We start from the raw sequence: 12,979 nt of genomic DNA on the forward strand, positions 1-12,979 counted from the left end.
TCGACAGCCTGATTTGTTTTTTATAACATGATAACACCTTTTATCTTCGCTACTTCTTTGTAGTAGTAGATCACCTGATCGGCGTCTTTAACGTTCAAGTTTACCGTAATTGAAGTATACTTCCCTGTTTTGGAATCCTTAAAATCAAACTGTGCACCTGTGTCATCAAATACGCTCTGGATCTGATTGAAGTGGTCCTGATCTTTTGGTAAGATAAATTTATACGTATAGTCCTTTGGAAATGTTTCTAAGTCTTCCAAACGCTCTTTAAAAGTTTCATAGAAGTCTTTTGGATTATCACCTCCGTCAGGGATATCTTGTATATTGATGTTTTTGTAATCTGCCATGTTTTGTTTCTCCTTAAATATGTTATTAAGGTATTAACAAATATTAATCCAGTAATGTTTTACTGACAATTTTTCAGTTAATTATCGTCAATGTTTGAAGGCCAATCGGCTTTGTTTTTACCAAAGTTTTTGTTTGGCGTAGCACTCATCTCGATTTCCATCTGTCCACCTGCTAAAAGTTGCGCATGTGTAATGAACGTTTTGGCGTAAGGCTTGCCATTTAACTTGATCGATTTGATATATTGATTGGCTTTGCCTTGGTTTTTAACATCGATCGCTAACGTTTTGCCATTCGGTAGATTGATATTCGCATGTTGCATCATCGGCGAGCCGAAGACATAAACACCACTCATTGCATTCAGTGGATAGAAGCCCATTGCCGAGAATACATACCATGCGCTCATTTGTCCGACGTCATCATTTCCACATAGACCAGCTGGACTGTTTGTGTAAAACTCAGTCATCGCTTTACGGACTAAGGCTGCACCTTTCCAAGGTTGTCCCGCGTAAGCATACAAGTAAGGGATGTGGTGATTTGGTTCGTTACCTTGCGCATATTGGCCGATTAGTCCTGAAATATCCGGTGAAGCTTCACCACCAAGATCCGATGACATGGTCGTAAAATAATCCAGTTTTTTCAAAAATTTCTCCTCGCCACCGAAAAGATTGATCAGACCTTTGACATCTTGGGGTACTAACCAGGTGTATTGCCAAGCATTACCTTCGCAATAGTCATTCTCGCGGTGTTTGGCCATGAGGGGGTCGAAAGGTCTGCGGAACTCGCCATTGGCTTTTTTACCGACGAAATGACCTACCTCTTTGTCAAAATATTGCTCGTATAGTTTATAGCGTTTTTTGAAATAAGCAGCGTCTTCTGTTTTACCCAGTTTTTCGGCAATTTTATACGCACCAAAGTCAGCAATCGCATACTCTAATGCCCATGCTACAGACTCATTAGGCATGCTGTCGATAGGGATGTAGGTCAGTTCACGCGCATATTTCAGACCGTGATCATTACCCATTGCTGTGGTCTTAACAGCTTCCCACATCAAAGGATAGTCTTTCTCGTCAATAATTCCTTTTAAGAAGGCGTCAGCAATCACTGGAATTGCAGGTAATCCAACCATTGTATTGGTTTCATTGCCTTGTAAGTGCCACATGGGTAATTTACCTTGTTGTTGATAGATCGCCAACATGGTTTTGATAAAATCCTGGTTGATTTTACGGTCCTCCAAGATCGTCATCAAAGGATGAAGACCACGGTAAGTATCCCAAAGCGAAAATACCGTATGGTTGACAAAATCCTGTTTTTCATATACTTGTTTGTCAGTCCCTAGGTAATCGCCATTTGCATCGTTGAAGATGGTAGGAGCGAAGTAGGTGTGGTATAATGCCGTATAGAAGATTGTCTTCGTATCTTTGTCGGCTTCAAATTGAATCTTATTTAAGGTTTTGTTCCAACGTTGATCGGCGTCTTGCTTTACTTTTTCAAAATTCCAGCCTGGAATCTCGGCGTTGATGTTGTTCAGCGCATTGGTCGAGCTTACCGGAGAAATACCGACTTTGAGTTCGATGGTTTTATTTTTAACAGCATCAAAGAATAAAGCCGCTTTGATTGCCTGTCCTTTGAATGTTGTTTGGCCTAATTTTTCTTCTTTACCGTTGAAAAATCTTACTTTTTGTATCGGTTGGGAAGTTCTGATGGCAAAATACAATTTTTGGTCAGTCGCCCATCCTGTTGAAAAGCGGTAACCAACAAAGGTCGAATCGTTCACCTGTTTGATGTAGGTGTCTGTCGGTTTATCCCAATTGATATGGTAACCTAAATCGACCAAAATATGTGCATTGTCTGTTTTTTCATAGCGATATTGATGATAACCAACACGTTCGGTGGCTGTCAGGTTGGCCTGCACCTGATAGTCATCTAAATAAGCGCTATAGAATCCCGGTTTTGCTACCTCATTTTCTTTTTTGAAGGAAGAGCCATAACCTGTATTCATTTTGTTGAATTCTGCGGGCGTTAATTGTAATTTTCCGTTAGCAGGAACGATCATAAGGTCGTTGAGGTCACCGATACCTGTTCCGCTCAGGTGGGTATGTGTAAAACCCAAAATTTCCTGGCTTTTGTAATTGTATCCACTGCACCAATCCCATCCATTGAACTTGTCCCAAATCTGTGGAATTTGAGTAGGCCCCAATTGCACCGCACCTAAAGGTACATTCGCACCAACAAAGACGTGGCCATGATCCGCGGACCCAATAAAGGGGTTGACATATTGTGTAAGATTTTGCTGGGCTTGCGCACAAAATGGTAAAATTAGTGTGCCCAACACTGTTTTGAGTAGTTTATTTCCTGTCATAGGTTTTTGTTCGGGTATTTGAAAACTGCTTAAAATTAGTAAATAAAACCTTTTAGCGCAATTTTATTATTATTTTAGTAAATTGTCGTTAAATTTTTTACTTTAGTAATCTTCGTAATAAAAAACTTAACAAACCTACTACTACTACATGAAGAAACGTATTCTGATCAGTGATATCGCAAAGGCCTTGGGGATTTCTGTAACTACTGTGTCCTTTATTTTAAATGATAAGGCAAAAGAAAAGCGTATTAGTGAGGCTTTGACTAAGCGGGTTTTGGACTATGTCAAAAAGGTCGGCTATAAGCCCAATGAATTGGCAAAAAGTCTCCGCACAGGGAAGACGAAGATTCTAGGTTTGATTATCGAAGATATTTCCAATCCTTTTTTTGGGAATATAGCACGCCTGATCGAAAGTAAGGTCTATGAGCAGGGCTATCGTATTATTTATTGTAGTACCAACAATGATGTAGAAAAAGCGAAGGAGTTGATCCAGATGTTTTACGATCGGCAGGTGGATGGTTTTATTATTACACCTTCCGATGGTTTGGAAGATACCGTAAAGCAGTTACAGCAGAATAATATCCCGGTTGTGCTCTTCGACCGATATTTTCCGGGGCTTGAAACAGACTATGTTGGGGCCGACAATTTTCAGGGGGCCTTTGATGCAAGTAACCATTTGTGTCAACAAGGTTATAGACGTATCGGATTTGTATCGCTCTACTCGGATCAAACTCAAATGAAAGAGCGTTCAGATGGCTATATGAAAGCTATGGATAATAATAAGCAGCAAAGTTTTATCCAGAAGATCCAAATGGATGCTTCGGATGAGGAGGCGATGGAATCTTTGCGGGAGTTCATCTGTGAAAACAGGCTGGATGCTGTTTTGTTCTCCACTAACTATTTGGCGATTTCGGGCTTGAAGGCCGCTAAAAAATTCAACTTTACGATGCCAGCAGTCATTGCTTTTGACGACCATACAGTTTTTAAGTTGGTAGAACCTGCTATCACAGTTGTTTCGCAGCCGATCAAGGACATTGCTGAGAACCTGATTAATATTTTGTTGCTTCGTCTTCAGGGTAAAATAAAAGCAACACGTAGAATGGTGTTGCCTTGTGAACTGAAAGTTCGTGAGTCGACTAAAGTGAAAGTTACTTCGTAGTATCGGCTACAAATTTCATTGAAATAGAATTAACGCAGTGACGCGTGTTTTTTGTCGTAAAGCCTTCTCCGAGGAATACATGGCCTAAATGCGCGCCACATGTGCTACAAAGGATTTCAGTGCGGCGACCATCGGCATCGGTGATCCTTGTAATTGCTCCAGGAATCTCATCATCAAAACTTGGCCAGCCACAGCCAGATTCAAATTTCGACTCCGAACGGTATAGCGGGCTGTCACAACGGCGGCAGATATACGTTCCTTTGAGCTTATTGTCTAAAAGTTCACCCGTAAAAGGCCGCTCAGTTCCCTTGTGTATAATAATGTATTCCTCTTCTTTACTTAGCGGGTTGTATTTTTTGTTTGTTTCCATGTCTGTCGTATGTTAGTCGTTGATTTTGACAGGAGCGGTCGACTGGGATCAATCTATTCCTTTATATAAAAGAGCATCTCTATAAAAGTAGTATCATCCAGATTCTTTCATTTTCAGTCTGGGAATTGATCCTGGCCCGGTCTCCATTCATCTTGATAAAGTTACGGAAATAAAGACGAAAAAAAACTTTTTGTGTTCCTCGTGATCGTCAATTTTGGGTATTTTAAATTGTCATGGAATTGTCTTATATTTGAATGGCTATCCAAATGAAAAGTTGTAGCGATGGAACTACTTTAATAGCTTAATGCTGTTTTTATCCTTGTTTAAACGCATTTGTTTAGAATGATTATAAATTGATATTAAAGGTCACAAAATTGTCAGCGATTTGTTAATAAATCATACTTTTGTGGCATTGTTAGGGGGGTAGTGGCTCCTTTAACCATGGGAGTTAATTTTTTACATTCACAAATAAATAGTATAAAGTGCTAAATATGAGAACTATCTCATCCGTTTTGGGAAGCCTTGCGAGGGTGGTGTCAACGAGTTTGATGCTATTATTTGCCGTTACGACGTTGCATGCGCAAGATGTCAAGGAAGGTGAAAAAATCTTCAAATCTAAGTGTACATCCTGTCACGCCATTGACAGAAAAGTGGTTGGTCCTGCTTTAAAGGGGATTCCAGAGACGAAAGACGAAGCTTGGTTAATCAAGTGGATCAAGAACTCTCAGGCTTTAATTGCGTCTGGCGATGCTGATGCAGTTAAAATCTTCGAAGAGAACAACAAGCTTGTGATGACTTCTTTTACTGATTTATCTGACGATCAGATCAAGTCGGTATTAGCGTATATCACCGATGCTTCTAAGGAGAAACCGAAAGAGGCTGCTGCTGGTGGTGCTGGCGCTAAAGATGATAACGCGTCTATGTTCATGATTTTGGGCTTGATCGCAGTTGTTGTTTTGGCTGTAGTGGTTATCGTGGTGTTGAATCGTGTGATCCGTACCTTAGAAAATGTAATTGCTAAAAACCAAGAAGCTATTGCTGCGCAACAAGAGCCAGAAGATAGCCAACGTTTTGTGAAGTTTGCGAAAGCATTCGTTAAAAACAAAAAGTTGGTTGGCTTTACAGTCTTGATGTTAGTTGCATTATTAGCTGTAGGTGGTTGGAAGACCATGTGGAACGTTGGTGTTCACCAAGGCTATCAGCCGGTTCAACCAATTAAGTTCTCGCACCAAATCCACGCTGGTGTTAACAAAATTGAGTGTCAATACTGTCACGGTGGAGCATTTAAATCTAAAAATGCGTCTATTCCATCGGCCAACGTATGTATGAACTGTCACAATACAATCACTGCATCAGAGCATTATGATGGTGAGATTTCTCCGGAAATTGCTAAAATCTATCGTGCATTGGATTGGAATCCTGATACGCGTACTTACGGTAACAATCCGAAGCCAATTCAATGGGTTCGTATCCACAACTTACCTGACTTTGCTTACTTCAACCACTCACAACACGTTGTGGTAGCTGGTGTTGAGTGTCAAACTTGTCACGGTCCAATCCAAAATATGGAAGAAGTATACCAATACTCTCCATTGACGATGAAATGGTGTGTTGATTGTCACAAAAAGACAGATATCAAATCGGATAACAAATACTATGAAGATTTGATCAAAGCACACGAAAGAATTAAGAAAGGTGAGAAAATGACTGCAGCCATGATCGGTGGTCTTGAGTGTGGTAAGTGTCACTATTAATAATTATTTGAAATACGCAATCTTATATACAGCTTAAATGGATAGCAATAAAAAATATTGGAAAGGTTTGGAAGAGTTAAATCAAACTCCTGCTTTCGTTGAAGGAAGCAAGGGTGAGTTTGCCGAATCTATTCCTGTAGAAGATGTATTAAACGAAGCTGGCTTGAGTACTAAAACTCCTCGCCGTGACTTCTTGAAAGCATTAGGATTTGGTTTGGGTGCTGTTTCTTTAGCGGCTTGTAACCGTACTCCTGTGCATAAGGCAGTTCCTTATTTGATTAAACCTGAAGAGGTAACTCCAGGTATCCCTAACTATTATGCTTCGACGTTCAACGGTCAAAGTATCTTGGTTAAAACGCGCGAAGGTCGTCCGATCAATGTTGAGCCTAACCCGAATGCAATTGGTTTGAACCAAGGTTTGGATTCAACGACTGCTGCTTCTGTATTGGATTTATACGATGAGTCCAAATTGAAACAGGCACAATTGAAAGGTCAAGATGTAGAGTGGTCTAAATTGGATGGGGAAGTTGTTAAAGCTTTGAATGCAGCAGCATCTTCTGGTAAACAAATTACGATCGTTTCTAACACCGTAAACAGTCCTTCAACGTTGGCGGCTATCGCTGCTTTCGCAACGAAATTCCCAACAGTTAACCATGTACAATACGATGCTGTATCTTACAGCGGTATTATTGAGGCGAATAAAGCTTCATTTGGGAAAGCTGTTGTCCCTTCATACAATTTTGAAAGGGCAAATGTGATTGTTTCCGTTGCAGCTGATTTCTTAGGAACTTGGTTAGCAGGTGAGGAGCATACACAACAATACGCTAAAAACCGTGATTATAAATCGTTGAAAAACGGAAAAATGTCACGTCACGTGCAATTTGAGTCTGGTCTTTCGATGACTGGTACAAATGCGGATGCTCGTATCGCCATCAAACCTTCGGAAGAAGGAGCTACATTGGTTGCTTTATATAATGCAATCACTGGTCAGTCTTTGGCTGGTGCCACTGCAAACAAAAAAGCACAAAAAGGTGTCGCTCTAGCAGCGAAAGAATTGGTGAACAGCAAAGGCGCAGCAGTTGTTGTTGCTGGTTCTAACGATGTCAATGTACAGGTATTGGTCAATGCAATTAACGTTGCATTAGGCGCGTACGGTACAATCATCGATTTGGATAACTATTCTAAACAATACCAAGGTTCAGATTCTTCGTTCCAAGCTTTCTTAGCAGCTGCGAAATCAGGTCAAGTTGGTGTTGCGTTCTTCTTGAATAGCAACCCGGTGTATGATTACTTCAAAGCAGAAGAAGTAAAAGCAGCGTTGAAACAAGTTCCTTTCACCTTATCGTTTTCGCAACGTGCGGATGAAACAGCTTCTGAATTGACAGCGATCGCTCCAGCAAGTACATTCTTGGAGTCTTGGGGTGATGCGAATCCAAAAGAAGGTTTGTTCTCGATCGTTCAACCAACAATTAATCCTGTTTTCAAAACACGTCAAGTTGAACAAAGCTTGTTGACTTGGGCAGGAAATGATACCGATATGTACAACTTCGTTAAGAACTTGTGGTCTACACAAATCTTAGCGGGTTCTACGAAAAACTGGGATGCTGTATTGCAAACTGGTTTTGAATATAAAGGTGCTAAAGCGGCAACAGCTCCTGCATTTACAGGAAATGCTGCAGCGGCAGCTTCAGCAATTGAGGCATCAAGCAAAGCGATTACAGGTGAGTTTGAATTGAAACTTTATGAGCCTGCTGGTCTTCGTGACGGTCGTTACGCGAACAACGCTTATTTACAAGAACTGCCTGACCCTGTTTCTAAAGTAACTTGGGATAACTACGCTGCTCTTAACCCGAAAGATGCTGAGAAATTAGGATTGGGTGAAGACGGTAAAGTGACTGTAAAAGCAAATGGTGTTGAATTGGAATTGCCAGTTGTACAACAACCTGGTCAAGCACAAGGAACAGTTTCAATTGCTGTAGGTTACGGCCGTACAAAAGTTGGTAAAGCAGGTAATGAAGTTGGTAAAAACGCGTTCCCTTTTGCTTCTATCATCAATGGTACAGTACAAGGTGTTGCTAAAGCAACTGTAGCGAAAGCGTCTGGAACTTACCAATTGGCACAAACACAAACACACCACACGATCGAAGGTCGTAACGTGATCCGTGAGACGACATTTGCGAAATATCTGAAAGATCCTAACTCTGAGGCAGGACGCTTTACAGATAATCACAAAACATACGATTTGTGGAACAAATATGAGCAACCTGGTCACAAATGGGTGATGGCAATCGACTTGAACGCATGTACGGGTTGTGGTGCTTGTATCGTTGCTTGTAACGTTGAAAATAATATTCCTGTTGTAGGTCGTGATGAGGTTCGTCGTCGTCGTGAAATGCACTGGTTACGTATTGACCGTTACTATACAATCGAAGGAAAAGATCAAGATCTTACAAAAGAGAAAGAAATTGCGAGAGCTTCGGCTGATTTAGATTTCGAAGATATCACTGTTGTTCACCAACCGATGTTGTGTCAACACTGTGGTCACGCACCTTGTGAAACGGTTTGTCCAGTATTGGCAACAGTACACTCTTCAGAAGGTTTGAACCACATGGCATATAACCGTTGTTTTGGTACACGTTACTGTGCGAATAACTGTCCTTTCAAAGTTCGTCGTTTCAACTGGTTTGCATACTGGAATGATTCACGTTTTGACAACTACTTGAACAATGAGTTCACACAATTGGTATTGAATCCAGATGTTGTTACTCGTTCACGTGGGGTAATGGAGAAATGTTCAATGTGTATCCAACGTATTCAAGCAGGTAAATTACAAGCTAAGATTCAAAATCGCAAAGTTAAAGATGGCGATATCCAAATGGCTTGTCAACAAGCATGTTCTGCAAATGCAATTATCTTTGGTGATGCTAATGATCCAGAATCAGAAGTATCTAAAGCATTACGCAACGAGCGTGTTTATTACGTACTTGAGGAAATCAATGTTCAACCGGGTATCGGTTATATGACAAAAGTTAGAAACACTTTTGAGGCGTAATCTTGTACAATATTTGAAATAAAAATACTATGTCATCGCATAACGAATCAATATTAAGAGAACCATTAATGACCGGTAAGGACATTACGTATGCAAAAATTACGGATGATATCTTACTACCGGTTGAAAATAAACCGAATAAAGCATGGTGGATTGGTTTTACCGTTGCTGTATTAGGTGCTTTATTATGGGTAGTTAGCGTTAGTTATACCTTTTGGACAGGTATCGGCGCTTGGGGTCTGAATAAAACTGTAGGCTGGGCTTGGGATATCACCGACTTCGTATGGTGGGTAGGTATCGGTCACGCGGGTACGTTGATTTCAGCTGTATTATTAATCTTCCGCCAGAACTGGCGTAATTCAATCAACCGTTCTGCAGAGGCGATGACGATCTTTGCGGTAATCTGTGCGGCGACATACGTTGTAGCTCACATGGGGCGTCCTTGGTTGGCTTATTGGATTTTCCCACTTCCAAATCAATTTGGATCACTTTGGGTAAACTTCAACTCTCCTTTGGTGTGGGATGCGTTTGCGATCTCGACTTACTTTACAGTATCTTTGGTATTCTGGTACTGTGGTTTGTTGCCGGATATCGCGACAATTCGTGACCGTGCTACTGGATTAAAACAAAAAATCTATTCTGTATTATCATTCGGATGGAATGGTTCTGTTAAGACTTGGCAACGTTTTGAAATCGTGTCATTGATCTTGGCCGGTATTTCTACGCCGCTGGTACTTTCTGTACACACGATCGTATCCATGGACTTTGCAACTTCGGTTATCCCTGGATGGCATACAACGATCTTCCCGCCGTATTTCGTGGCTGGTGCGATCTTCTCGGGTTTCGCGATGGTACAGACTTTATTGTTGATCTTACGTAAAGTAATGAACTTTGAGAACTACATCACGATGTTCCACATTGAGTCCATGAATATCATTATCATGACAACGGGTTCAATCGTAGGTGTGGCTTATTTGACAGAGTTGTTTATCGCCATGTACTCTCGTTCAGAATACGAAATGTATGCTTTCGAGAACCGTATGTTGGGTCCATACGCTTGGGCTTACTGGTCAATGATGACTTGTAACGTAATTTCTCCACAGTTATTCTGGTTCAAAAAAATCCGTACAAGTATTCCAATCTCCTGGATCTTATCGATTGTTGTAAACATCGGTATGTGGTTTGAGCGTTTTGTAATTATCGTGACTTCATTGCACCGTGATTACTTGCCTTCATCTTGGGCAATGTTCTACCCAACTTGGACAGACGTAGGTATCTTTGTAGGTTCAATCGGATTATTCTTTACATTATTCTTGTTGTTCTTACGTTTCTTACCAGGTATCGCTATCGCCGAAGTGAAATTGTTGTTGAAATCATCTTCATTACAACATAAAACGAAATTGGCTCAAGAAGGCGCATTCCCTGAGGAACAAGTGAAGTACTTCCAAGAGTCATTAGAGAAATATGATTCAGTGACAGAAGAAGAGATTAAAGAATTATCAGTTAGAAAATAATCAGCAATGAGCAATACAAAATATATATTAGGTAGTTTTGCGGATCCCGATGAAATGATGCATGGGATCGACAAATTGCAAGCAAACAATATAAGTATTTACGACTGCTTTACTCCGATGCCTATTCACGGCATCGAAGCAAAGCTGTGTGTGAAACCTTCTCGCTTGCCTATCGCAGCATTTTGCTTTGGAGCATTAGGAACGACATTGGGTTTTAGTTTGTTGTATTATACAATGGCATATGATTGGCCGATGAATATCGGTGGTAAACCATCTTTTGGTATGCCAAACTTTGTTCCAGTTACATTTGAGGTTACGATCTTATTGTGTGCCTTGGGTATGGTTGCCACGTTTTTCTTCCGTAACCACTTATTTCCGGGACGTACACCTCGTGTAATGGACTTGAGAGCAACAGATGATCGTTTCATCCTTGCAGTAGATGCCAATGAAAATACAGATCACGCTTTGATCGATAGCTTATTGAAAGAAGCTGGTGCTGTTGAAGTTAAGTACAATGATAGAAAATATGTTAGCTATGAATAAGAAGAATTTACTTGGAACGCTATGCGCAGCTGTGGCATTGACAGCACTTGTTTCTTCTTGTGGTGACAAAACAACTCGTAGTACAGGTTTAGAGTTTTCTCGTAACATGTACGATCCGCTTGCTTTCAATCCGGATCAACCTAATGCGAATTTTGCTGATGGAAAAACAGCACAAACACCTCCTAAAGGTACAGATCCAATTGGTTTCACTCGTTTTGAATACGCCAATACATTAGAGGATTATGAACGTGCAGGAAGAGAAGTAAAAAGTCCTTTGGTCGTAAATGCCGAAAATCTTGAAAAAGGTAAAGCTTTGTTCACAACTTATTGCTCTATATGTCATGGAGTAGAAGGTAAAGGTGATGGTCCTATCACAAAAGATCGTAGCGTGACTGATTCAAGAGGTACTCGTCAATTAGAGAACTTTCCTCCGCCACCATCTTATCATAGAACAGATGCGGCGAGCTCTTCACGGGGTGGTTTGATGGCTGACTTGACTGATGGTAAAATTTACCATACAATTTATTACGGACACAACTCGATGGGATCACATGCATCTCAATTGTCTCCAGAGGAGAGATGGAAAGTTGTTATGTATGTTCACGAATTACAAAAGAAATAATCTAACATCAGATATATAAATGGGAACTCACAGTCATCATCACGATTATAATTTCAACGAGCGATACGAGTTTGCTGGCAAAGCTAAAATGTTCAGTATTGTCGCTGTTGTACTAGGCGTAGCTGCTGTAGCTTTCGGGTTGCTTTCGGGCGATCACGTTACTGTAGAGCGTACTTATGCCAACTTGTTATTGATGGGTTATTACTTTACATGTGTATGCGCAGCTGGAACATTCTTTGTTGCCTTGCAATATGTAACACAATCTGCATGGTCTGCAGGTTTGGTACGTATACCTCAAGCTATGGCGAGTGTTTTACCAATTGCATCATTAGTCTTATTAGTTATCGTAGGTTTAGGTTTAACCACACATAACTTATATCACCATTGGAATGCAGATGGTATTACTGATCCGCATAGTACAAATTTTGACCCTATTATCGCAGGTAAATCTGCTTATTTAAATGTTCCATTCTTCTTGATCCGTCAGGTGGTATTTTTGGGTACATATAGCATTTTTGCTGTTATTTTTGCGAAACTTTCTTATAAAGAGGATTTGGAAGGCGGATTGACTTCTTATAAAAAGTCATTCAAATTGTCAGCAATCTTCTTGGTTATCTTTGGTTTTACTACACCAATCTGGTCTTTCGATACAGTAATGTCTTTAGAGGCACACTGGTTTTCGACGATGTTCGGTTGGTATAACTTTGCAGCAATGTGGGTAAGTGGTATTTCATGTATCACGATCATTGTTGTTGTATTGAAGAAAGCTGGTTATATGAACTGGGTAAACGAAAATCATTTACACGATTTGGGTAAATTGATGTTCGGTTTCTCTATCTTCTGGACTTACGTTTGGTTTGCACAATTCATGTTGATTTGGTATTCAAACATTCCAGAGGAAACAGTTTATTTCTACAAACGTTGGGAACCTGAATACAAACCTTGGTTTTGGTTGAGTATTATCATTAACTTTGTGGCACCATTGTTACTATTAGTGGATCGCGATGCTAAACGTAAACAAAACGTGATGTTATTCGTAGCGATTCTATTATTGGCTGGTCACTGGCTAGATTATTATATCATGATCATGCCTGGTACTGTTGCTGAACATAGAGGATTTGGTATCATTGAAATCGGAACTGCACTTGGTTTCTTAGGTTTGTTCATCTTCTTAGTGATGAGTAAATTGAGTAAACAAGCATTGGTGCCTAAAAATCATCCTTTCTTGGATGAGAGTTTGCATCACCAGATATAGTTT

General features: G+C 40.4%; 10 protein-coding genes. 7 read left to right on the plus strand and 3 right to left on the minus strand.

Annotated features, from left to right (window positions below):
• Positions 1-20 precede the first annotated feature (20 nt).
• Both B3P16_RS15275 and B3P16_RS15280 read right to left on the minus strand, forming a co-directional pair.
• Positions 21-347 carry a DUF493 domain-containing protein gene (locus tag B3P16_RS15275; RefSeq protein ID WP_046674143.1) on the minus strand — a complete coding sequence of 109 codons (327 nt, stop codon included), beginning with the start codon at positions 345-347 and terminating at the stop codon, positions 21-23.
• Positions 348-424: 77 nt separating this feature from the next.
• Positions 425-2,707 (minus strand): GH92 family glycosyl hydrolase, encoded by a 2,283-nt coding sequence (locus tag B3P16_RS15280; protein WP_286843463.1) that lies wholly within the window; start codon positions 2,705-2,707, stop codon positions 425-427.
• A gap of 148 nt (positions 2,708-2,855) precedes the next feature.
• Here B3P16_RS15280 and B3P16_RS15285 point away from each other — a divergent pair, with 148 nt between their 5' ends.
• Positions 2,856-3,866, plus strand: a complete 1,011-nt coding sequence (locus tag B3P16_RS15285) for a LacI family DNA-binding transcriptional regulator (RefSeq protein ID WP_112373823.1) — start codon at positions 2,856-2,858, stop codon at positions 3,864-3,866.
• On the opposite strand, the gene B3P16_RS15290 is transcribed toward B3P16_RS15285, so the two are convergent.
• Positions 3,856-4,236, minus strand: a complete 381-nt coding sequence (locus B3P16_RS15290) for a methionine-R-sulfoxide reductase (protein WP_046674140.1) — start codon at positions 4,234-4,236, stop codon at positions 3,856-3,858. The genes B3P16_RS15285 and B3P16_RS15290 overlap by 11 nt on opposite strands.
• Positions 4,237-4,727: 491 nt before the next feature.
• On the opposite strand from B3P16_RS15290, the gene B3P16_RS15295 reads away from it, so the two are divergent.
• From B3P16_RS15295 to B3P16_RS15320, 6 genes are read left to right on the plus strand one after another with little or no spacing between them, the layout of a single operon-like run.
• Positions 4,728-5,990, plus strand: coding sequence for a cytochrome c3 family protein (locus B3P16_RS15295; RefSeq protein WP_070563536.1), 1,263 nt, complete (start codon positions 4,728-4,730; stop codon positions 5,988-5,990).
• A 37-nt stretch (positions 5,991-6,027) separates the two neighbouring features.
• Positions 6,028-9,042, plus strand: coding sequence for a TAT-variant-translocated molybdopterin oxidoreductase (locus tag B3P16_RS15300; protein WP_286843464.1), 3,015 nt, complete (start codon positions 6,028-6,030; stop codon positions 9,040-9,042).
• A gap of 29 nt (positions 9,043-9,071) precedes the next feature.
• Positions 9,072-10,556, plus strand: a complete 1,485-nt coding sequence (gene nrfD / locus B3P16_RS15305) for an NrfD/PsrC family molybdoenzyme membrane anchor subunit (RefSeq protein WP_046674137.1) — start codon at positions 9,072-9,074, stop codon at positions 10,554-10,556.
• 6 nt (positions 10,557-10,562) lie between these two features.
• Positions 10,563-11,099 (plus strand): DUF3341 domain-containing protein, encoded by a 537-nt coding sequence (locus B3P16_RS15310; RefSeq protein ID WP_286843465.1) that lies wholly within the window; start codon positions 10,563-10,565, stop codon positions 11,097-11,099.
• Positions 11,083-11,721 carry a c-type cytochrome gene (locus tag B3P16_RS15315; RefSeq protein ID WP_286833372.1) on the plus strand — a complete coding sequence of 213 codons (639 nt, stop codon included), beginning with the start codon at positions 11,083-11,085 and terminating at the stop codon, positions 11,719-11,721. Before B3P16_RS15310 ends, B3P16_RS15315 begins: the two co-directional genes overlap by 17 nt.
• Before the next feature lie 19 nt (positions 11,722-11,740).
• Positions 11,741-12,976 carry a quinol:cytochrome C oxidoreductase gene (locus tag B3P16_RS15320; RefSeq protein ID WP_112373821.1) on the plus strand — a complete coding sequence of 412 codons (1,236 nt, stop codon included), beginning with the start codon at positions 11,741-11,743 and terminating at the stop codon, positions 12,974-12,976.
• The last annotated feature ends 3 nt before the right edge of the window (positions 12,977-12,979 follow it).

Source organism: Sphingobacterium sp. UBA7631 (assembly GCF_002483935.1).
Classification (GTDB): domain Bacteria; phylum Bacteroidota; class Bacteroidia; order Sphingobacteriales; family Sphingobacteriaceae; genus Sphingobacterium; species Sphingobacterium multivorum.

What these genes read in the sequence shown, in the direction of transcription:
- B3P16_RS15275 (WP_046674143.1), bottom strand. Translation starts at nt 347, where the DNA reads ATGGCAGATTACAAAAACATCAATATACAAGATATCCCTGACGGAGGT.
- B3P16_RS15280 (WP_286843463.1), bottom strand. Translation starts at nt 2,707, where the DNA reads ATGACAGGAAATAAACTACTCAAAACAGTGTTGGGCACACTAATTTTA.
- B3P16_RS15285 (WP_112373823.1), top strand. Translation starts at nt 2,856, where the DNA reads ATGAAGAAACGTATTCTGATCAGTGATATCGCAAAGGCCTTGGGGATT.
- B3P16_RS15290 (WP_046674140.1), bottom strand. Translation starts at nt 4,236, where the DNA reads ATGGAAACAAACAAAAAATACAACCCGCTAAGTAAAGAAGAGGAATAC.
- B3P16_RS15295 (WP_070563536.1), top strand. Translation starts at nt 4,728, where the DNA reads ATGAGAACTATCTCATCCGTTTTGGGAAGCCTTGCGAGGGTGGTGTCA.
- B3P16_RS15300 (WP_286843464.1), top strand. Translation starts at nt 6,028, where the DNA reads ATGGATAGCAATAAAAAATATTGGAAAGGTTTGGAAGAGTTAAATCAA.
- nrfD (WP_046674137.1), top strand. Translation starts at nt 9,072, where the DNA reads ATGTCATCGCATAACGAATCAATATTAAGAGAACCATTAATGACCGGT.
- B3P16_RS15310 (WP_286843465.1), top strand. Translation starts at nt 10,563, where the DNA reads ATGAGCAATACAAAATATATATTAGGTAGTTTTGCGGATCCCGATGAA.
- B3P16_RS15315 (WP_286833372.1), top strand. Translation starts at nt 11,083, where the DNA reads ATGTTAGCTATGAATAAGAAGAATTTACTTGGAACGCTATGCGCAGCT.
- B3P16_RS15320 (WP_112373821.1), top strand. Translation starts at nt 11,741, where the DNA reads ATGGGAACTCACAGTCATCATCACGATTATAATTTCAACGAGCGATAC.